The organism is Enterobacter cloacae complex sp. IR5459 (assembly GCF_049238005.1).
Lineage (GTDB): Bacteria > Pseudomonadota > Gammaproteobacteria > Enterobacterales > Enterobacteriaceae > Enterobacter > Enterobacter hormaechei_C.
Window position 1 is genome coordinate 66,339 of the sequence record NZ_JBMKIG010000007.1, and the last position, 19,028, is coordinate 85,366.

Sequence of the window (19,028 nt, forward strand, 5' to 3'; positions counted from 1 at the left end):
CCGATAACGGACACGCCTGATGGGTGTTCGGGGAAGCAGAAGCCTGTCCATGGTGGAAGGCTACATTTTCTCGCTGATTTCAGGAGCATTTATCTATGCGTAATTTCGATCTCTCTCCGCTATACCGTTCTGCCATTGGTTTTGATCGTCTGTTCAACCACTTAGAAAACAACCAGAGCCAGAGCAACGGCTATCCTCCATACAACGTTGAACTGGTTGACGAAAACCACTATCGCATTGCGATTGCTGTTGCCGGTTTCGCAGAGAGCGAACTGGAGATCACCGCGCAGGACAATCTGCTGGTGGTGAAAGGCTCCCATGCGGGCGAGCAGAAAGAACGAACCTACCTCTACCAGGGTATCGCAGAGCGTAACTTTGAACGCAAGTTCCAGCTGGCTGAGAACATCCACGTCAAGGGCGCGAACCTGGTGAACGGCCTGCTGTTTATCGAACTGGAACGTGTGATTCCGGAAGAGAAAAAACCGCGTCGTATCGAAATCAATTAATTAAGCGGGTCGCGGCTGCGGCCCACCTGAAATTGCTTGCCGTAAAGGGAGCATATGCGAATCCGCAAGGGTTTGCAGGTACAACTGTGCACAAAATTAAACTGTGCCGAACTCGCTTCTCAGAAGGAGATTTAGTATGCGTAACTATGATTTTTCCCCCCTGCTGCGTCAGTGGATCGGTTTTGACAAACTGGCTAACGCGCTGCAAAGCGCAACCGAACAGCAGACCTTTCCGCCGTACAACATCGAAAAAAGCGATGATAACCACTACCGCATCACGCTTGCGCTGGCCGGGTTCCGCCAGGAAGATCTCGACATCCAGCTTGAGGGTGCGCGCCTGACCGTGAAAGGGTCACCGGAAAAACCAGACACCGAGACCAAATGGCTGCATCAGGGGCTTGTCACTCAGCCGTTTAGCCTGAGCTTTACCCTGGCAGACCATATGGAAGTTTCTGGCGCGACGTTCACTAACGGGCTGCTGAACATTGACCTCACCCGTAACGTGCCGGAAGCCATTGCGCCTCAGCGCATCGCCATTAGCGAACGCCCGGCGTTGAATAGCTAATCGTGTGCGGGCTGGTGCCCTCACCCCGACTCTCTCCCTGTGGGAGAGGGTGCAAACACTAAAAACGGTCACCTTCGGGTGACCGTTTTGCGTTTACCTTCGGCTTTTATGTGCGCCATCGCCCATACAACCGCCGCCAGTTCTGAGAGAATCCTTATCATAACTAAGGTTATACACAGGATGTGGAACATGAGTGATATCGCGTTAACCGTCAGCGTGTTGGCCCTTGTCGCGGTAGTGGGGCTATGGCTGGGGAATATCAAAATCCGCGGCGTCGGGTTTGGGATTGGCGGGGTGCTGTTCGGCGGGATTTTTGTCGGCCATTTTGCCGACCAGCTTGGGTGGGTGCTCAGCGCCGATATGCTGCATTTCATCCAGGAGTTCGGCCTGATCCTCTTTGTGTATACCATCGGTATTCAGGTGGGGCCGGGCTTCTTCGCTTCCCTGCGCGTCTCCGGTTTACGCCTTAATCTCTTTGCCTTCGGCATTGTTGTGATGGGTGGGCTGGTCACCGCGATCCTGCATAAACTCTTCGCTATTCCGCTGCCCGTCGTGCTGGGCATCTTCTCCGGCGCCGTCACGAATACGCCCGCGCTCGGGGCGGGCCAGCAAATTCTGCGCGATCTGGGTATCCCTGCTGATGTCGTCGATCAGATGGGGATGAGCTACGCCATGGCCTATCCGTTTGGCATTTGCGGTATTTTGCTCTCGATGTGGCTGGTGCGCGTGCTGTTCCGCGTTAACGTCGAGCAGGAGGCAAAAGAGCATGAAAGCACGCTGACCAACGGCCATGCGCTCATTAAAACTATCAATATTCGCGTCGAAAACCCTAATCTGAACAATATGGCGATTCAGGATGTTCCCATTCTGAACAGCGCGACCATTATCTGTTCCCGCCTGAAACGTGATGAAACGCTGATGGTGCCTTCACCGGATACCCTTATTCAGCACGGCGATCTCCTGCATCTGGTAGGGCAACCGGCGGATTTAAACAATGCCCGGCTGGTGATCGGTCAGGAGGTGGATACCTCACTCTCAACCCGTGGAACGGACATGCGCGTGGAGCGCGTGGTAGTGACCAATGAGAAGGTTCTGGGCAAGAAAATACGCGATTTGCAGGTTAAAGAGCGTTATGACGTGGTGATCTCCCGGCTTAACCGCGCCGGTGTCGAGCTGGTGGCCAGCCAGGATGCCAGCCTGCAATTCGGTGATATTCTCAACCTCGTCGGGCGTCCTTCATCTATTGATGCCGTAGCGGACATGGTGGGCAACGCCCAGCAAAAACTCCAGCAGGTGCAGATGCTGCCGGTCTTTATCGGCGTCGGGCTTGGCGTCATGCTTGGCTCCATCCCCCTGTACGTGCCCGGCTTCCCGGTAGCACTGAAGCTGGGTCTGGCAGGCGGGCCGCTCATTATGGCGCTTATCCTCGGGCGTATCGGCTCCATCGGTAAGCTCTACTGGTTTATGCCGCCGAGCGCTAACCTGGCGCTGCGGGAGTTGGGCATCGTGCTGTTTCTGGCGGTGGTGGGGCTGAAATCCGGCGGCGATTTTGTCGATACTCTGGTGAACGGCGAAGGGATGAGCTGGGTAGGATACGGCATATTTATTACCGCTATCCCACTGATAACTGTCGGGTTATTGGCGCGTATGTTCGCTAAAATGAACTATCTCACGCTGTGCGGCATGCTGGCCGGTTCCATGACCGATCCGCCCGCGCTGGCGTTCGCCAATAACCTGCACGCCACCAGCGGCGCGGCGGCGTTATCCTACGCCACGGTTTATCCGCTGGTGATGTTTCTGCGCATCATCACCCCGCAGCTACTGGCGGTGCTATTCTGGGGGATGGGCTAATAAGTCTTCCGGGTGGATACGCCGCAGATGGTAGTCCACCTGGTAATCGCTTGTGTTCCGGAACATCACGGAATAATTGAGGAACTCGCCGCTGTCGCTGTAGGAAAGGGAAGTGATGCGCAGCAGCGGCGTCTGTTCCGGCACATTCATATAACCGGCCAGCTGTTTATCTGCCAGCACCGGCGTCAGGCTCTCGTAATTGCCGCTGATGGTGATCCCACACTCCTTCTCGATGTAATCAAACTTAGACCCTTCGAGATGCGCCAGGGAAAGATTGCGGAACAGCTTCACCGGCATAAAGCTGTCCTCCAGCATCAGCGGTTTTCCGTCCACGTAACGCACCCGCCTTGAAAAATAGATCCGCTCATCAACCTGAATCCGCAGCTGGCTGGCGATGGCGGGCGGCGCGGGCATCACTTCAAACTGCAACACCTTGCTTTGCACTTCTTTCCCCTGCTGGCGCAATACCTCCACCAGCCCAGTCAGGTTAGTCGTTTCATGATGAACGTCTTTGCGCGCCACGAACGTCCCGCTACCGTGTCGACGTTCAACCAGCCCCCAGCTTACCAGCAGATCCAGCGCTTTGCGGACGGTCATCCGGGCTACGCCAAACTCCTTTGCCAGCGCTTTTTCTCCGGGTAACGGACTGCCAATGTTGTAGTCCGAAGAATTCAGCCGCAGCCGTAGCCGATCGGCAATTGATTTGTAGATCACCAGTAGACCTCTCTGCGCACATCATGGCGTGGAATACGTCTTAACTTGTCCATGTTTAGTTTAAAAAGTAGACCTGATTGGTCAAATTAAAACCATGAATGCGATCACGAATCGCAGCGGCACGCCATGTTCCCGCATCAGTAACTTCTTATGCTCACCTCAGGCCAGTAAAAAACCATAAAGGCCTCTATCCCCTACAGGTTGTTTCATGAGGATTTAAAAATGCTCAGTCAAATACAACGTTTTGGCGGCGCCATGTTCACCCCGGTTTTGCTGTTTCCCTTTGCCGGGATCGTGGTTGGGATCGCCATCATGCTTCGCAATCCGCTGTTTGTCGGTGAGGCCTTAACCGCGCCTGATAATCTGTTCGCGCAAATTGTTCACATCATCGAAGAGGGCGGCTGGGCGGTGTTCCGTAATATGCCGCTGATTTTTGCTGTCGGCTTACCGATTGGCCTGGCAAAGCAGGCGCAGGGCCGCGCCTGTCTGGCGGTGCTGATTAGCTTCCTGACCTGGAACTATTTTATCAATGCGATGGGGATGACCTGGGGTCACTTCTTTGGCGTCGACTTCTCTGCTGAACCCACTGCCGGCAGCGGGCTGGCGAGGATTGCCGGAATCAAAACGCTTGATACCAGCATCATCGGGGCGATTATCATTTCCGGGCTCGTCACCGCCATCCACAACCGATTTTTCGACAAGCCGTTGCCGGTCTTTCTGGGGATTTTCCAGGGCACCTCGTTTGTCGTTATCCTCGCGTTCTTCGTGATGATCCCCTGCGCCTGGCTGACGCTGCTGGGCTGGCCGAAAGTGCAGATGGGCATTGAGTCGTTGCAGGCCTTTCTACGTACCGCTGGCGCGCTGGGCGTATGGGTTTATACCTTCCTGGAACGCATTCTGATCCCAACCGGATTACACCACTTTGTCTACGGCCCGTTTATCTTCGGCCCGGCTGCGGTAGAAGGCGGCATTCAGGTCTACTGGGCACAGCACCTTCAGGAATTCAGCCAGAGCACTGTGCCGCTTAAAACGCTGTTCCCGGAGGGCGGATTCGCGCTGCACGGCAACTCTAAGGTGTTTGGCTCAGTCGGTATTGCGCTGGCTATCTGGTATACCGCGTCACCGGAGAACCGCGTCAAAGTGGCAGGTCTGCTGATCCCGGCCACGCTTACCGCCGTGCTGGTAGGCATTACCGAACCGCTGGAGTTCACCTTCCTGTTTATCTCGCCGTTGCTGTTTGCCATCCACGCCGTGCTGGCTGCAACGATGGCGACGGTGATGTATATCTTCGGGGTGGTGGGGAACATGGGCGGCGGTCTGCTGGACCAGTTCCTGCCGCAAAACTGGATCCCGATGTTCCATAACCACGCCTCGACGGTATTCACCCAGATTGGCATCGGCCTCTGCTTCACCGGGATCTACTTCGTGGTCTTCAGAACGCTTATCGAACGTCTGAATCTCAAAACGCCGGGCCGGGAAGAGAGCGAAATCAAGCTCTACAGCAAGGCCGACTATAAGGCCGCTCGTGGGCAAACCACCGCCCCGGCGGCAGCCAGCCAGCAGGTCGGACAGGCCGCTGGGTTCTTACAGGCGCTCGGCGGCGCAGCGAATATCGAAAGTATCAATAACTGCGCCACCCGCCTGCGTATCGCCCTGGTGGATATGACGAAAACCCAAAGCGATGACGTATTCAAAGCCCTGGGCGCACACGGTGTGGTGCGGCGCGGCAACGGCATACAGGTGATTGTCGGTCTGCACGTTCCTCAGGTGCGCGACCAGCTGGAATCGCTGATGAAAACCCCTTTAACAAACGAACAAACCACTCTGACAGAGGCTATATCATGAAAAAATTCTCAGTTGTTATTGCAGGCGGCGGCAGTACATTCACGCCTGGTATCGTCCTGATGCTGTTAGCCAACCGTGACCGTTTCCCGCTGCGTGCGCTGAAGTTCTATGACAATGACGGAGCACGTCAGGAGATCATCGCCGAGGCGTGTAAAATCATCCTTAAGGAGCAGGCGCCGGAGATTGAATTTAGTTACACCACCGATCCTGAAGCGGCCTTTACCGATGTCGATTTCGTGATGGCGCATATTCGCGTTGGCAAATATCCCATGCGTGAAAAGGATGAAAAAATCCCGCTGCGCCACGGCGTGCTGGGCCAGGAAACGTGCGGGCCGGGCGGCATCTCCTACGGCATGCGCTCCATCGGCGGCGTGCTGGAGCTGGTGGATTACATGGAGCAGTACTCCCCGAACGCGTGGATGCTGAACTACTCCAACCCGGCGGCGATTGTCGCGGAAGCCACGCGCCGCCTGCGTCCGAACGCGAAAATTCTCAACATCTGCGACATGCCGATCGGCATTGAAGGACGTATGGCGCAAATCGTCGGCCTGAAAGACCGCAAAGAGATGCGCGTGCGCTACTACGGCCTGAACCACTTCGGCTGGTGGACGTCGATTGAAGATCAGAACGGCAACGATCTGATGCCGAAGCTGCGCGAATACGTGGCGAAAAACGGTTATGTTCCGCCTTCGGAAGATGTGCATACTGAAGCGAGCTGGAACGATACCTTCGCCAAGGCCAAAGACGTACAGGCGCTGGATCCGGACACCATGCCGAACACCTACCTGAAGTATTACCTGTTCCCGGACTATGTGGTCGCCCATTCCAATCCGGAGCGTACCCGCGCCAATGAAGTGATGGATCACCGTGAGAAGCATGTATTCAGTTCATGTCGGGCGATTATCGAAGCCGGTCATTCTTCTGCCGGTGAACTGGAAATTGACGAACATGCGTCGTACATCGTCGATCTGGCGACCGCGATTGCCTTTAACACCCAGGAACGCATGCTGCTGATTGTGCCTAACAATGGGGCTATCCATAACTTTGATGCTGACGCGATGGTAGAAATACCTTGTCTGGTCGGCCACAACGGACCGGAGCCGCTGACCGTGGGTGATATTCCGCACTTCCAGAAAGGGCTCATGAGCCAGCAGGTGGCGGTGGAAAAACTGGTGGTGGACGCCTGGGAGCAGCGCTCGTATCAGAAACTCTGGCAGGCGATTACCCTGTCGAAAACCGTACCGAGCGCATCGGTGGCGAAGGCGATTCTGGACGATCTGATTGAAGCGAATAAGGATTACTGGCCAGAGCTGCACTAATCTTTCTGACCGGCATCGCCTGATGCCGGTCTCCTTGTCCTGGCTGAATTACGCTATGCTGAAGCCTGCATGCAGCACGACAAGGAACTTTCATGAACATTTCCCGCCTCGGTGAAGCACCGGACTACCGCTTCTCACTGGCTAACGAACGCACGTTCTTAGCGTGGATCCGCACCGCCCTGGGCTTTCTGGCCGCAGGCGTCGGCCTTGATCAGCTCGCCCCCGATTTTGCCACCCCGTTGATTCGCGAAGTGCTGGCCCTGCTACTGTGCCTGATTGCCGGCGTGCTGGCGATTTATGGCTATCTGCGCTGGCTGAGAAATGAAAAGGCGATGCGTCTGAAGCAGGATCTCCCCTACACGCGCGGCTTGCTCATTATCAGTACGATTTTGCTGATGGTTGCGGGCGTAGTGATGTTACTGGTGCTGTATGCCGGATAGCCGCAAAGCGCGGCGGGAAGCGGACCCCGGCCTTCAGCCGGAGCGAACCTCGCTGGCCTGGCTGCGCACGCTGCTGGGGTATGGCGCGCTGATCGCTCTTGCCATTAAGCACAACTGGCACCGCACGGGGGCGCCATTCTGGATCTCCATTGTTGTGCTGGCGCTGGTAGCCATCATTTTATGGCGCTACACCCGCAGCCGTAACCTGATGGACGTGTCGCAGAACGACTTTGCGCAGCCGAAAGCGGTGCGGGATAAGTTCCTCATCGCCCTGGCCGTGCTGTCGTTGTCACTGCTGTTTGCGGTAACCCACATTCAACAAATTTTGCACCTGTAGGCCGGGTAAGGCGCAGCCGCCACCCGGCATAATTACTTCCCTTTCGCTAAATATTTCGCCATCTCGTCTTCCGGCACCATGCCGCCGCCGGTCGCCCACACCAGGTGGGTAACGTTCTCATCGGCATCGACGCGCAGCGGCCCGGCCATCCCCGCCAGCGCCGACGGCTCCAGGCGAATCCTTTCCTCCTGCGCCAGCCAGCCGAGCATGTCGTACATGCTTTGATCGGAGAGGGTATAGAACCCGTCGAGCAGGCGCTCCATCGCGCGGCCCACGAAGCCGGAGGCACGTCCTACCGCCAGTCCGTCCGCCGCCGTCACGTTATCAATACCCAGGTCCTGCACGGCGATTTCATCGTGCAGCCCGGTATAAACGCCCAGCAGCATGCACGGTGAGTGCGTTGGCTCCGCAAAGAAGCAGTGGACGTTATCGCCAAAGGCCAGCTTCAGGCCAAAAGCCACGCCGCCGGGGCCGCCGCCGACGCCGCACGGCAGATAGACGTACAGAGGATGATCGGCATCCACCACGCGGCCCTGTTCGATAAACTGCGCCTTCAGGCGCTCGCCAGCAACCGCATAGCCCAGGAACAGCGTGCGTGAATTCTCATCGTCAATAAAGAAGCAGTTCGGATCGCTTTCCGCCGCTTTGCGTCCCTGCTCCACCGCCACGCCGTAATCCTGCTCATATTCAACGACGATCACGCCGTGGCTGCGCAGTTTGGCTTTCTTCCACTCGCGGGCGTCGGCGGACATATGCACGGTCACCTTAAAGCCAATGCGTGCGCTCATAATGCCGATGGACATCCCCAGGTTGCCGGTTGAGCCCACCGCGATGCTGTACTGGCTGAAGAAGTCCTTAAAGCGCGGCTCCAGCAGAACGCTGTAGTCGTCTTCAACGCTCAGCAACCCGGCTTCCAGCGCCAGTTTCTCCGCATGGGTCAGCACCTCATAGATGCCGCCGCGCGCTTTGATCGAGCCGGAAATCGGCAGATGGCTGTCTTTTTTCAGCAGCAGCGTGCCTGTAACAGGCTTCGCAGATTCTTTCTCCAGCCGCGCCTGCATCGCCGGGATCGCGACCAGGTCGGATTCGATAATCCCGCCCGTTGCCGCCGTTTCCGGGAACGCTTTCGCCAGATACGGCGCGAAGCGTTTCAGGCGCGCGTGCGCGTCGTCTACGTCGGCTTTCGTCAGCCCGACATACGGCAATCCTTCCGCCAGCGTCGTGGTGCGAGGGTTAAGCCAGGTGGTTTCTTTCAGGGCAATCAGATCCTCAACCAGAGGAAACTGTGCGGTTAAAGTAGTGATAGTTGCGTTTTCCATAATACGTCTCTTCGCGCTCAGATAATGAAAGAAAGCAGGAATGTGCCGCCAAGTGCAAGCACCGAGGCGATAAACGTCGCCGTCGTATAGTATTTGAAGGTCTCATTCAGGGTCGCGCCGCAGTACTGCTTCACCAGCCAGAAGAGAGAGTCGGTCACGATCGTGCAGCCAATAGCGCCGGACCCGATGGCAATGGTGATGATCTCCGGGCTTACGTTCGGGTAGAGCGGCAGCATCGGCGCCACTATCGCCGTGGCACCCATCATCGCTACCGTTGCCGAACCCACGGCGGCGTGCAGCACCAGTGCCACCAGCCAGGCGAGAAGGATAGGGTGCATATGCAGGTTCGAGAGAATATGCGCCAGCGTCTCCGCCAGACCACTGATTTTAAGGATGGCGTTGAACGCCCCGCCCGCACCGATAATCAGCAAAATGTTGGCGATAGAGCCAAAGCCGTGCTCCGTATGGATCAGCATTGCGCCCATGCCCATGTGCTGGCGGATCCCCAGCAGGTAGTAGGCGACAAACACGGCGATAAACATCGCGGTGATGGGGTTGCCGATAAACTCCAGCAGGGTATACAGCGAGCCTTCTTTCGCCATGTTCAGCTCGGCAATGGTTTTCACCAGCATCAGGGCAATCGGCAGCAGCACGGTGAACAGCGTGGCGCCCAGCGACGGCAGAGTGTGCTCTTCCCGCACCTTCAGGTCTGAAAATTCCGCCGGAACCGGCTTATAGGGCAGACGGTTGCCGAGCAGCTTCAGGAACAGCGGGCCACCAACCAGAGACGCCATCAGGCCCACCACCAGACCGTAGACAATCACCGTCCCGACGTCCGCCCCTAATTTGTTGGTGACAAATAGTGCGGCCGGATGCGGAGGCACCACGCAGTGCACTGCCATTAGTGCGGTACAGAGCGGAATGGCCAGCTTGAGCAGCGACGTGTTGGTCTTTTTGGCGATGGAAAACGCCAGCGGGATCAGCAGTACCACGCCCACTTCAACAAACAGCGTAATGCCGCAGATCAGGCCGACCAGGACCATAATCACGTCCGCCGACAGCCAGCGGCAGCGCTGCAACGTAATCCCGATGCGCTCTGCCGCGCCGGAGACTTCCATCATTTTGCCGAGAATAGTGCCAAGACCGATAACCGCCGCCAGGAAGCCCAGCGTACCGCCAATCCCGCTCTCAATGGCGTTAACCATATCCAGCGGGCTCATCCCCATCATCGCGCCAACGAAAAAGCTTGCCAGCAGCAGCGCGAGGAACGGGTGAAACTTCAGTTTTACGATGGTTAAAACAATCAACACGATGCTGACAAGCAGCGTTGCCACAACCCAGACCTGAGATCCCATATCTCACCTCACCCTTATGTCATCTGGGGATATTGGACGAAAAAACGGCTTGGGCTGACAAACGATATAAATTGGCGTTCAGATGAGCCAGATTGGATCAACTGAGTGACTGGACTCTAAAAAGCGCACTTATTTTGCCGTTGGTTCACATAAATTCATTCTTGAGCGGTATGCTGAACGCAGAAATTACGTGTGGGAATTGTGATGACCGATGCGAATGAAGGCAGAAACCGGCTGTTAAACGGCTGGCAGCTGTCGAAAATGTACACCTTTGAAGTGGCTGCCCGGCATGAGTCCTTCGCCCTGGCGGCGGCGGAGCTGTCGCTCAGCCCCAGCGCGGTGAGCCACCGCATTAACCTGCTGGAAGAGGAGCTGGGCATTCAGCTGTTTGTCCGCTCACACCGTAAAGTGGAGCTGACGCAGGAAGGCAAGCGCGTTTACTGGACGCTGAAATCGTCCCTCGACACCCTGAATCAGGAGATCCTGGACATTAAAAACCAGGCGCTGTCAGGTACGCTAACGGTGTACTCCCGGCCCTCGATCGCCCAGTGCTGGCTGGTGCCGATGCTGGGGGATTTTACCCGCCGCTACCCGTCGATTTCACTTACTATTCTGACTGGTAATGATTACGTCAACATGCAGCGAACCGGCATCGATCTGGCGCTCTATTTCGACGATACGCCGCCAAACCACCTTTCTCATCACTTTTTGATGGATGAAGAGATTTTGCCCGTCTGCTCGCCAGCGTATGCCCGGGAGCATGAACTGCTGAAAAACCCCCATAACCTCAGCCACTGCACGTTACTGCACGACCGTCAGGCCTGGAGCAATGATTCCGGTACGGATGAGTGGCTGAGCTGGGCGCAGCATTTCGCGGTGAATATGCCGTTATCATCGGGTATTGGCTTCGATCGTTCTGATTTAGCCATTATCGCGGCCATGAGTAATGTCGGGGTGGCGATGGGGAGAAAGCGGCTGGTGCAAAAACGTCTCGAACGGGGGGAGTTGATCGCACCTTTTGATGGGGAAACCCTCAAGTGCCATCAGCATTATTACGTCTCAACGCTTCCCGGCCGTCAGTGGCCGAAAATTGACGCCTTTATCGGCTGGCTAAGAGAGCTGGCGGGTTGAAGAATTATTACGCTTTCGCTCTACACCAAATGTGAAAAAGCGTGCTAAATACAGGTAATGCTTTTGATTTTTCCAGGGTAAACCGTGTTAAAGCCTTTTATTGCCACTGCGATCTTACTCTCTTCCGGCTGGGCGACTGCCGCTGAGCCGCCGCTGACGGCTGCCCGTTATGCGCAGCAGCTGGGCGTCGGGATGGATGTGGACTGGGCACGCACCGAGCGCGGTATCCGCGAATTCGACCCGCTGGTGGTCCGTGATTTTCAGGCGAAAGGCATACACCATGTCCGTATTCGGGTGGCGGGCGAACCGACGGAAGCGCGGCTGATTCACCTGCGTAAGCTGGTGGAGGCATGCGAGCAATACGGCGTCATCCCCATCATCGCTTATCAGGCCGATGAATATAAAAACGACCCGAAAGCGGATACCGAAAAAGAGGTGATTAACTGGTGGATTGCCGTGGCGCACTATTTTGGTCAGCGCTCGCCGTTGCTGGGCTTTGACCTGATCTACGAACCGGCGGACAAGCTCAACCACAACGTTGCTTCGCTCAACCGGGTGTATGAGAAAGCGATCAAAGACATTCACGCCATTGATGCCAGCCGCATGATTTTTATCGCCCCTCGTCTGCGCGCCGCGCCGGAGGATTTATCCACCCTGAAGCTGCCCGCGCACAGCCAGAATTACCTGCTGGCGGAGTGGCATATTTTCCCCTGGGGTCCGCTGAAAACGAACGGTAAATACCCGTGGACGTCCGGAACTGCGGCTGAGAAAGCGGCTATCCGTAACCGAATCAACGCCGCGCTGCACTGGCAACAAAAAACCGGGCATGTGAGCTGGGTTGGCGGCTGGGGGGTGGGCGAATCGAAAAGCCTGACGCCAACCGCCTCGCAGATGGCGTTTGCCACGTTTATGGCGTGCGAGCTGCAACATGCCAACATCCCGTATGCGATAAACGCCGATGTTCAGTTTTATGACGGGGAAGAGGGGGCGTGGCGGCCTGCCCCAGAGCGGCTATTGCAGGCGATGATTGCGCCCGTCTGTGAAAAGCCCGGCGAGAAGCCGGGCCATCATGCGGTTAAACCGGCTGTTCGTGATGCGAGACACGCGACGCCAGCGGCAGCCAGCACAGCAAAATCAGCAGCCCCATCAGGGTCATCAGCAAGCCTAAACTCGCCTGCCCGGTCTGCGGCATCATAGCCGAAAGCCAGGCCAGCGCGCCGGAACCGATGTTCTGCAAACCGCCCACCAGCGCGCCTGCCGTGCCTGCGAGGAACGGGAACGGCTCCATCGCGCCGCTGGTGGCGAGGGGAAACAGCATGCCCGCGCCGAAGAAGAACAGCGCTGCCGGGATGAGCAACGTCCAGACCGACATCACGTCAAACAGCCCCGGGATCCACATCATCAGCCCGGCCAGCAGACAGCTGATCACCGACTGCCACATCAGGGTGGAGAAACGCTTGTTCGGACGTCCGGCGAACCATGCGCCGAAGAACGCCGCCGGGATCGGCAGAATAAACAGAATACTCACCACCATACTGCTCAGGCCAAGGCCCGCGCCCAGCAGCACGCCGGAACAGGCTTCAAACACCGCAATGCCCGCCAGGCCGCCGATTAGCATCAACAGATAACAGGTAAAGGACCCATTACCGAACAGCGTTTTGTAGCTGGCGATGAGATTCGTGCGCGGCGCGTCTTTTGGGCGGGTTTCCGGCATCCAGCGCCCCATGCTGAAGGTGACAATAATGCACAGCACCAGCAGGAAGGCATAACAGGCGCGCCAGGACCAGACGGTGTCCAGCAGACCCCCAATCAGCGGGGCCAGCAGCGGGCTGACCAGAATACCCATATTTAACAGACTGTTGGCGTGGCGAAGCTGTGTGCCCTGGTACATATCACGCGGCAGGGTACGCGCCATAACCCCGCCGACGCCGGTGCCCACACCCTGAAGGGCGCTGGCGGCAATCAGGACGGTCAGGCTGTGAGTGGTAATGGCGATCATCGTCGCTACCATGAAAATGCTCATGCCCACCAGAATGACCGGACGACGCCCGACGCGATCGGACAGGGGACCATAAACCAGCTGTGAAACGCCATAGGTTAGCAGATAGGCTGCCATCACGCTCTGGACTGCACCTTCGCGGACGCTCAGATCTTTTGCCATATCGGCAATCGCCGGAATGTAGATGGTTTGCGCCATCTGCCCGACGGCCACCAGTAACACCAGCATCAACAATAAGTTCACGTTCCGTTGCTTTTTCATGTCGCTGAATACTTTTGCCAAAAGAGATAAATGAAGAATAAGTGACTATGCATTCCCATAAATGCGCGAGGAATCTACCACAGAGAGATGACAATTTAAGCATTACTGTGATGAATGACAGAAGACGTGAAGGCAGGATTTGTAAACAAGATCGGCAACTAATGTTGCCAGCGAATTACGCCAGGCGCAGCAGGATCGCACCGGCAGCAATACCCAGTGCCGCCGCGATGCGCAGGCCGGCAACCTTCTCTTTTAAAAGCACAAATGCGATTAATGCGCCGAAGAGAATAGAGGTTTCACGCAGTGCGGCGACCACAGCCAGCGGTGCCTGGGTCATCGCCCAGAGTGCCAGACCGTAAGATCCCATCGTCCCGACGCCGCCGAGCAGCCCTTTTTTCCAGTGCAGGCGCAGGTAGCTGGACGCTTCGCGACGCCGCGCCACCATTGCCCAGCTCAGCAGACAGAAACCATTCATGAAGAAGGTCCAGAGCGTGTAGCCCAGCGCAGTGTCCGAGAGTCGCACACCGGTGCCGTCCACCAGGGTATACCCGGCGATAAAACAGGCGTTCAGCAGCGCCAGCCAGATCCCCTTGCGTGACTGCATGCGGCCGTTCATCGCCATCGCCAGAATCGAAAGACAAATGACCCCGATGCCGGACCACGCAAGCCAGGAGAGATGATCCCCGAGCACCGTTACGCTGATCAGCGCCACCAGCAGAGGGGCCGTCCCGCGCATAAGGGGGTAGGTCTGGCTCATGTCGGAGACCTGATAAGTTTTTGCCACCAGTACCGTATACACCACCTGTAACGCACAGGAGACGAACAAATATGGCCAGCTTGCGGCAGTTGGCTGAGGAGAGAAGGGCAGTAAAATCAGGGCAATAAGCGCGGCTGAACCGCTGACTCCGATCGCCGAGTAGAGTTTATCCGTTCCGGCTTTAACGATGGCGTTCCAGCTGGCATGCAGCAGTGCGGCGAACAGTAAAATGCAGAAAACGGTGATGGTCATGGCGTATCGGTTGGTGAAATGTCATCCAACTGTAACATTCACCCGTCGATGCTGCCAGCCGCTTACACTGCGCAAAAAAGGCGGTGCGTCACCCGGGGTTCGTCTGACACCAGCCTGAAGCCCGCCCGATGGTAAAATCCGTACGCGGTTTCCGGCGCATGGGTATTAAGAAAATCAAACCAGATGCTGGCATCCGCCATCACCACGGTCAAAAGTTGTTTGCCAATGCCCTGCCCACGGCACTTTTCGCTGACGTAGAGATGACGAATACGTCCGGCGCGCGGCTGCTGGCTGAACGGATCGCGGTTGAGGCCGCACACGCCCACCAGCCTGCCGTTAAGAAACGCCCCCAGCAGCTTTTCACCCGGCGCGTTAAAGCGGTTTTCACCCCGCTGCCAGTTCTCTTCCAGCCTGCGCAGCATATTGAAATTCAACGCGATACTCTCCGCCTTCAGGGCGATATAGCCCGGTTCATCAGGCGTAACAGGCTCAATTAACAGACGCGACATAGCATTCCCTCGTTATTAAAGAGGGGCGGTTGCCCGCCCCTCTCAGGTGCGACTTGAACCTGAATCACCGAACGTATTTCAGGACAGCATCAAGCAGTTGCAATACAGCAACAATGAGTTTGAGGACAAGTATGACCATATCCACGACGCTCATACGCGTCTCCTTTTGGTTAAAAGGAGCACGATGCTGGCGTACCTTTCCGCCGCCTGTGGCCAGCACCTGGATTGACGTAACACAGTGTGCTCACTTCAGGGGTTAAGGCACTGACGGCACCACCCGTTTCAGCCAGGACTTCGTTGCGCCGGTAAACTGCGGCCCCCTCGCTCACTGCGAACACCCTCAGTATAGATAAATACTGTATGCATGAACAGTATTTTATGGACAAATTTTGGAAGGCGATCCATACTCAAAAACGTCAAAATCCGTGCCGGAATTGCGCGTTCGTCTTCGATCGCGTATACTTTTCGCGTTGACGTAACACAGTGTGTTCTGCGGCAACCAACCGCAAAACCCTGATAAAAACCTCGCTTAGGCGGGGTTTTTTGTTTTCTGACGAAGTGAAAATAGTACCCTTCGTTGACTTATTGGCAACAGGTGTTATCGTTGCCATAATGGCAATGGACGCGGCAGGCAAGCAGGATGCATTTAATCTCAATGAAGGCAATTTTGGATGCGGTAAGCCAGTTCCCGCAACACAGAGAAGAGCTTCTCTTTTTAGGACGAGTTATTGAAAAGAGCCACTGCCCGACGCCCGCTGCACTGAGAAAACTTTTCCCAACGCTGGATAACTTCAAGTATCTTGATAAGCATTATGTTATTGATATTGCAAATAACAATCTCAGAGTAGTGGCTCTCATCTTCTTTGAAAGCCAAAAGTTTTATGTGCGCCATGTTTTTACTCATAAGGAATATGACCGTTTTACGGAGAAACATCGCACTAAGGGGAAGAAATGATGATCGTCGCTGATGCAATGAAAGCTACGCACGCCCTTGTTGCGGCCGTTCCTTTACTGGGTGAACAGCCGAGCGAGAAAGATTATAAGGATGCGCTTGAGCTGGTTGAGTATCTCCTTATGAACGAGCCCAATAGCCCCTTGCTGGATATTGTGTGCGCCAGAATTAGCCGTTACGAAGCTAATCGGCCAGAGATAGTCGCATTACGCAAGGAGATGGAGTCCGTTCCCGTCGGAATTGCAGTTTTAAGAACCTTGATGGATCAATACAATCTGACGATATCGGATTTTAAGGATGAAATTGGTAGTAAATCGATGGTTTCACGGGTTCTGAATGGTCAGAGACAGCTTACCCTGAACCATATTAAAAAGCTGGCGGCCAGATTTGGGGTATCACCTGCGTTATTTATTGAGTGAGTAAAAACCCTTTATTGAGTGTCACCACCCAACAAACGAAACGTGATCCCTGACGCATTTTTGCGCAGATGAAAATATTTCCATTGTCACGCCCGAAAACCTGTGTTTGTATAAATTCAATCAATGATTCCAAACACAGGTCCCCAATGACTTCATCCATCTTCACTTCGACCCTACTAAAAACTGCGCAACCTGCCGCAGTGGTCGTCGTGCGTGTGGTGGTGGTCGTCGGCAATGCGCCGTAGGGACTGGATCAACACACGAATCCAAAACCCCGCCGGCGCAAACCGGGCGGGGTTTTTCGTTTAGGACCCCTCCCGGATACGCTAAGTAGTTCGGGTTGCAGGAAGGCGGCAAGTGAGCGAATCCCCAGGAGCGTACATAGGTACGTGACTGGGGTGAGGGAACGCAGCCAACGCATCTGCAACCTGAACTACGACGCGTAAAGCTGGCTCAGAAGAAAAGGACTGGAGCATGGCAAGTTCGGGCACAACATCCACCAAGACGCGTTTTACAGGCGCGCAGCTGATTATTCATTTACTGGAACGACAGGGCATCACCACCGTTGCGGGCATCCCGGGTGGGACCGTGCTGCCGCTGTATGATGCGTTAAGCCAAAGCACACAGATCCGCCACGTGCTGGCGCGCCACGAGCAGGGCGCAGGCTTTATCGCCCAGGGCATGGCGCGTACCCAGGGTAAACCGGCGGTCTGTATGGCCTGTAGCGGGCCGGGCGCCACTAACCTGGTGACCGCCATCGCCGACGCGCGTCTCGACTCCATTCCGCTGATCTGCATTACCGGCCAGGTGCCGTCCTCGATGATCGGCACCGATGCGTTCCAGGAAGTCGATACCTACGGCATCTCTATCCCCATCACCAAACATAACTATTTAGTTCGCGATATCAGCGAGCTGCCTCAGGTTATCAGCGATGCGTTCCGCATTGCGCAGTCTGGCCGCCCGGGCCCGGTGTGGATAGACATTCCTAAGGATGTCCAGACCGCAGAGATCGAGATCGACATTCTGCCGGAGCCGGGCGAGCGTGCCCCCGCGCCGGAGTTCAGCGCTGAGAGCGTGCGCGATGCGGCGGCAATGATCAACGCCGCCAAACGCCCGGTGCTGTATCTGGGCGGCGGGGCGATCAACGCCGCGGATGAAATCCGCCAGTTTGCGGAAAAAGCCAACCTGCCGACCACCATGACCCTGATGGCGCTGGGTATGCTGCCCAAAGCGCATCCATTGTCTTTAGGGATGCTGGGCATGCACGGCGCGCGCAGCACCAACTACATCCTGCAAGAGGCGGATTTGCTGATAGTTATGGGGGCGCGTTTTGATGACCGGGCGATTGGCAAAACCGAGCAGTTCTGCCCGAACGCCAAAATCATTCACGTGGATATCGACCGCGCCGAGCTGGGTAAAATCAAGCAGCCGCACGTGGCGATCCAGGGCGACGTGGCCGAGGTGCTGGCGCAGCTGATCCCGCAGACGGTGGCAACCGACCGCGCCGACTGGCGCCAGCTGGTGGCCGATCTGCAACGCGAGTTCCCGGGCGCTATCCCAACCGAGGGCGACCCGCTGAGCCACTATGGTCTTATCAACGCTGTTGCCGCCTGCGTGGATGACAGCGCGATTATCACCACCGACGTCGGCCAGCATCAGATGTGGACTGCCCAGGCGTATCCGCTGAACCGCCCGCGCCAGTGGCTGACCTCCGGCGGCCTTGGCACCATGGGCTTCGGCCTGCCCGCAGCGGTTGGCGCGGCGCTCGCCAACCCGGACCGTAAGGTGATCTGCTTCTCCGGTGACGGCAGCCTGATGATGAATATTCAGGAGATGGCGACGGCGGCCGAAAACCAGTTAGACGTCAAAATCATTCTGATGAACAACGAGGCGCTGGGTCTGGTACACCAGCAGCAGAGCCTGTTCTATAAGCAGGGCGTGTTTGCGGCGACCTATCCGGGGATGATCAACTTCATGCAGATTGCCGCTGGTTTTGGCCTGCACACCTGCGATCTGAACGCCGAAGAAGATGCCCACGCGGCGTTGCAGGATGCGATTTCTCGCCCTGGCCCGGCGTTGATCCACGTGCGTATCGACCCTGAACAAAAAGTGTATCCGATGGTGCCGCCGGGTGCGGCCAATACTGAGATGGTGGGGGAATAAGCCATGCAGAAACAACATGATAACGTCATTCTGGAACTCACCGTCCGCAACCACCCTGGCGTCATGACCCACGTCTGCGGGCTGTTTGCCCGCCGGGCATTTAACGTGGAAGGCATTCTCTGCCTGCCGATTCAGGGCAGCGAGCACAGCCGCATCTGGCTACTGGTGAACGACGACCAGCGTCTGGAGCAGATGATGGCGCAGATCGACAAGCTGGAAGATGTCACCAAAGTGGCGCGTAACCAGTCCGATCCCACCATGTTTAACAAAATTGCGGTGTTTTTTGAGTAAATCACTTAAGGTAAGAGGCTTTTGCCGGATGGCGCTGCGCTTA

General features: G+C 56.3%; 20 protein-coding genes, 1 pseudogene and 1 other annotated feature. Of the genes and pseudogenes, 14 read left to right on the forward strand and 7 right to left on the reverse strand.

Going from position 1 to position 19,028, the window contains the following annotated elements; all coding sequences use genetic code 11:
* Positions 1-27: 27 nt before the first annotated feature.
* Positions 28-102: a sequence feature (ROSE (Repression Of Heat Shock gene Expression) occurs in the 5'-region of heat shock genes and acts as an RNA thermometer to modulate expression.), on the forward strand.
* The 3 genes from ibpA to ACOTX4_RS15555 all read left to right on the forward strand — a co-directional run bounded on the left by ibpA (position 96) and on the right by ACOTX4_RS15555 (position 2,922).
* A complete protein-coding gene (gene ibpA / locus ACOTX4_RS15545; protein WP_003861094.1) occupies positions 96-506 on the forward strand; it encodes a small heat shock chaperone IbpA in 411 nt (136 codons plus the stop codon). (Overlaps the previous feature by 7 nt.)
* Before the next feature lie 136 nt (positions 507-642).
* Positions 643-1,071 carry a small heat shock chaperone IbpB gene (gene ibpB, locus ACOTX4_RS15550; protein ID WP_003861091.1) on the forward strand — a complete coding sequence of 143 codons (429 nt, stop codon included), beginning with the start codon at positions 643-645 and terminating at the stop codon, positions 1,069-1,071.
* Positions 1,072-1,260: 189 nt separating this feature from the next.
* Positions 1,261-2,922 carry a putative transporter gene (locus ACOTX4_RS15555; RefSeq protein WP_003861089.1) on the forward strand — a complete coding sequence of 554 codons (1,662 nt, stop codon included), beginning with the start codon at positions 1,261-1,263 and terminating at the stop codon, positions 2,920-2,922.
* On the opposite strand, the gene ACOTX4_RS15560 is transcribed toward ACOTX4_RS15555, so the two are convergent.
* Entirely contained in the window at positions 2,902-3,636 is a 735-nt protein-coding gene (locus tag ACOTX4_RS15560) for a GntR family transcriptional regulator (RefSeq protein ID WP_003861087.1), read from the reverse strand. The two genes, ACOTX4_RS15555 and ACOTX4_RS15560, sit on opposite strands and share 21 nt — an antisense overlap.
* Positions 3,637-3,858: 222 nt before the next feature.
* On the opposite strand from ACOTX4_RS15560, the gene ACOTX4_RS15565 reads away from it, so the two are divergent.
* The 4 genes from ACOTX4_RS15565 to ACOTX4_RS15580 all read left to right on the forward strand — a co-directional run bounded on the left by ACOTX4_RS15565 (position 3,859) and on the right by ACOTX4_RS15580 (position 7,577).
* The gene (locus ACOTX4_RS15565) at positions 3,859-5,481 is read left to right on the forward strand and encodes an alpha-glucoside-specific PTS transporter subunit IIBC (protein WP_045332997.1); all 1,623 of its coding nucleotides are present in this window, start codon (positions 3,859-3,861) and stop codon (positions 5,479-5,481) included.
* Positions 5,478-6,800: a 6-phospho-alpha-glucosidase gene (locus tag ACOTX4_RS15570; RefSeq protein ID WP_003861082.1), complete on the forward strand. Its 1,323-nt coding sequence runs from the start codon at positions 5,478-5,480 to the stop codon at positions 6,798-6,800. The genes ACOTX4_RS15565 and ACOTX4_RS15570 overlap by 4 nt, the downstream gene beginning before the upstream one ends.
* A 92-nt stretch (positions 6,801-6,892) precedes the next feature.
* On the forward strand, positions 6,893-7,240 hold the full coding sequence (locus ACOTX4_RS15575; RefSeq protein WP_003861080.1) for a YidH family protein: 348 nt from the start codon (positions 6,893-6,895) through the stop codon (positions 7,238-7,240).
* Positions 7,230-7,577, forward strand: a complete 348-nt coding sequence (locus tag ACOTX4_RS15580; protein ID WP_022650092.1) for a DUF202 domain-containing protein — start codon at positions 7,230-7,232, stop codon at positions 7,575-7,577. The genes ACOTX4_RS15575 and ACOTX4_RS15580 overlap by 11 nt, the downstream gene beginning before the upstream one ends.
* A gap of 32 nt (positions 7,578-7,609) precedes the next feature.
* Here ACOTX4_RS15580 and dsdA read toward each other — a convergent pair whose 3' ends face one another.
* Positions 7,610-8,896, reverse strand: coding sequence for a D-serine ammonia-lyase (gene dsdA, locus ACOTX4_RS15585; RefSeq protein ID WP_022650093.1), 1,287 nt, complete (start codon positions 8,894-8,896; stop codon positions 7,610-7,612).
* A 17-nt stretch (positions 8,897-8,913) separates the two neighbouring features.
* Positions 8,914-10,251 (reverse strand): D-serine transporter DsdX, encoded by a 1,338-nt coding sequence (dsdX, locus tag ACOTX4_RS15590; RefSeq protein WP_003861075.1) that lies wholly within the window; start codon positions 10,249-10,251, stop codon positions 8,914-8,916.
* A gap of 204 nt (positions 10,252-10,455) precedes the next feature.
* Here dsdX and dsdC point away from each other — a divergent pair, with 204 nt between their 5' ends.
* Positions 10,456-11,382, forward strand: a complete 927-nt coding sequence (dsdC, locus tag ACOTX4_RS15595; protein ID WP_003861073.1) for a DNA-binding transcriptional regulator DsdC — start codon at positions 10,456-10,458, stop codon at positions 11,380-11,382.
* Positions 11,383-11,466: 84 nt separating this feature from the next.
* Positions 11,467-12,552: pseudogene (locus ACOTX4_RS15600) on the forward strand (cellulase family glycosylhydrolase); the annotation flags it as partial.
* Here ACOTX4_RS15600 and emrD read toward each other — a convergent pair.
* From emrD to tisB, 4 genes are all read right to left on the reverse strand, one after another.
* Complete coding sequence (gene emrD, locus ACOTX4_RS15605) at positions 12,458-13,642, reverse strand: multidrug efflux MFS transporter EmrD (RefSeq protein ID WP_063937990.1); 1,185 nt, start codon at positions 13,640-13,642, stop codon at positions 12,458-12,460. The pseudogene ACOTX4_RS15600 and the gene emrD overlap by 95 nt on opposite strands.
* 175 nt (positions 13,643-13,817) lie before the next feature.
* On the reverse strand, positions 13,818-14,651 hold the full coding sequence (locus ACOTX4_RS15610; protein WP_045332996.1) for a DMT family transporter: 834 nt from the start codon (positions 14,649-14,651) through the stop codon (positions 13,818-13,820).
* Between the two features lie 62 nt (positions 14,652-14,713).
* A complete protein-coding gene (locus ACOTX4_RS15615) occupies positions 14,714-15,160 on the reverse strand; it encodes a GNAT family N-acetyltransferase (RefSeq protein ID WP_003861064.1) in 447 nt (148 codons plus the stop codon).
* Between the two features lie 64 nt (positions 15,161-15,224).
* Positions 15,225-15,314 (reverse strand): type I toxin-antitoxin system toxin TisB, encoded by a 90-nt coding sequence (tisB, locus tag ACOTX4_RS15620; RefSeq protein WP_017383683.1) that lies wholly within the window; start codon positions 15,312-15,314, stop codon positions 15,225-15,227.
* A gap of 486 nt (positions 15,315-15,800) precedes the next feature.
* Here tisB and ACOTX4_RS15625 point away from each other — a divergent pair, with 486 nt between their 5' ends.
* From ACOTX4_RS15625 to ilvN, 5 genes are all read left to right on the forward strand, one after another.
* Positions 15,801-16,115, forward strand: a complete 315-nt coding sequence (locus tag ACOTX4_RS15625) for a type II toxin-antitoxin system HigB family toxin (RefSeq protein WP_023302825.1) — start codon at positions 15,801-15,803, stop codon at positions 16,113-16,115.
* On the forward strand, positions 16,112-16,531 hold the full coding sequence (locus tag ACOTX4_RS15630) for a helix-turn-helix domain-containing protein (RefSeq protein ID WP_023323924.1): 420 nt from the start codon (positions 16,112-16,114) through the stop codon (positions 16,529-16,531). Before ACOTX4_RS15625 ends, ACOTX4_RS15630 begins: the two co-directional genes overlap by 4 nt.
* 146 nt (positions 16,532-16,677) lie before the next feature.
* The gene (gene ivbL, locus ACOTX4_RS15635) at positions 16,678-16,776 is read left to right on the forward strand and encodes an ilvB operon leader peptide IvbL (protein ID WP_057979964.1); all 99 of its coding nucleotides are present in this window, start codon (positions 16,678-16,680) and stop codon (positions 16,774-16,776) included.
* 229 nt (positions 16,777-17,005) lie between these two features.
* Complete coding sequence (ilvB, locus tag ACOTX4_RS15640) at positions 17,006-18,694, forward strand: acetolactate synthase large subunit (protein WP_045332995.1); 1,689 nt, start codon at positions 17,006-17,008, stop codon at positions 18,692-18,694.
* 3 nt (positions 18,695-18,697) lie between these two features.
* On the forward strand, positions 18,698-18,985 hold the full coding sequence (gene ilvN / locus ACOTX4_RS15645; RefSeq protein ID WP_010426528.1) for an acetolactate synthase small subunit: 288 nt from the start codon (positions 18,698-18,700) through the stop codon (positions 18,983-18,985).
* Positions 18,986-19,028: the final 43 nt, after the last annotated feature.

Excerpts from the sequence above, each read along its gene's own strand:
- ibpA (WP_003861094.1), top strand. The coding sequence starts at position 96 with ATGCGTAATTTCGATCTCTCTCCGCTATACCGTTCTGCCATTGGTTTT.
- ibpB (WP_003861091.1), top strand. The coding sequence starts at position 643 with ATGCGTAACTATGATTTTTCCCCCCTGCTGCGTCAGTGGATCGGTTTT.
- ACOTX4_RS15555 (WP_003861089.1), top strand. The coding sequence starts at position 1,261 with ATGAGTGATATCGCGTTAACCGTCAGCGTGTTGGCCCTTGTCGCGGTA.
- ACOTX4_RS15565 (WP_045332997.1), top strand. The coding sequence starts at position 3,859 with ATGCTCAGTCAAATACAACGTTTTGGCGGCGCCATGTTCACCCCGGTT.
- ACOTX4_RS15570 (WP_003861082.1), top strand. The coding sequence starts at position 5,478 with ATGAAAAAATTCTCAGTTGTTATTGCAGGCGGCGGCAGTACATTCACG.
- ACOTX4_RS15575 (WP_003861080.1), top strand. The coding sequence starts at position 6,893 with ATGAACATTTCCCGCCTCGGTGAAGCACCGGACTACCGCTTCTCACTG.
- ACOTX4_RS15580 (WP_022650092.1), top strand. The coding sequence starts at position 7,230 with ATGCCGGATAGCCGCAAAGCGCGGCGGGAAGCGGACCCCGGCCTTCAG.
- dsdA (WP_022650093.1), bottom strand. The coding sequence starts at position 8,896 with ATGGAAAACGCAACTATCACTACTTTAACCGCACAGTTTCCTCTGGTT.
- dsdX (WP_003861075.1), bottom strand. The coding sequence starts at position 10,251 with ATGGGATCTCAGGTCTGGGTTGTGGCAACGCTGCTTGTCAGCATCGTG.
- dsdC (WP_003861073.1), top strand. The coding sequence starts at position 10,456 with ATGACCGATGCGAATGAAGGCAGAAACCGGCTGTTAAACGGCTGGCAG.
- emrD (WP_063937990.1), bottom strand. The coding sequence starts at position 13,642 with ATGAAAAAGCAACGGAACGTGAACTTATTGTTGATGCTGGTGTTACTG.
- ACOTX4_RS15610 (WP_045332996.1), bottom strand. The coding sequence starts at position 14,651 with ATGACCATCACCGTTTTCTGCATTTTACTGTTCGCCGCACTGCTGCAT.
- ACOTX4_RS15615 (WP_003861064.1), bottom strand. The coding sequence starts at position 15,160 with ATGTCGCGTCTGTTAATTGAGCCTGTTACGCCTGATGAACCGGGCTAT.
- tisB (WP_017383683.1), bottom strand. The coding sequence starts at position 15,314 with ATGAGCGTCGTGGATATGGTCATACTTGTCCTCAAACTCATTGTTGCT.
- ACOTX4_RS15625 (WP_023302825.1), top strand. The coding sequence starts at position 15,801 with ATGCATTTAATCTCAATGAAGGCAATTTTGGATGCGGTAAGCCAGTTC.
- ACOTX4_RS15630 (WP_023323924.1), top strand. The coding sequence starts at position 16,112 with ATGATGATCGTCGCTGATGCAATGAAAGCTACGCACGCCCTTGTTGCG.
- ivbL (WP_057979964.1), top strand. The coding sequence starts at position 16,678 with ATGACTTCATCCATCTTCACTTCGACCCTACTAAAAACTGCGCAACCT.
- ilvB (WP_045332995.1), top strand. The coding sequence starts at position 17,006 with ATGGCAAGTTCGGGCACAACATCCACCAAGACGCGTTTTACAGGCGCG.
- ilvN (WP_010426528.1), top strand. The coding sequence starts at position 18,698 with ATGCAGAAACAACATGATAACGTCATTCTGGAACTCACCGTCCGCAAC.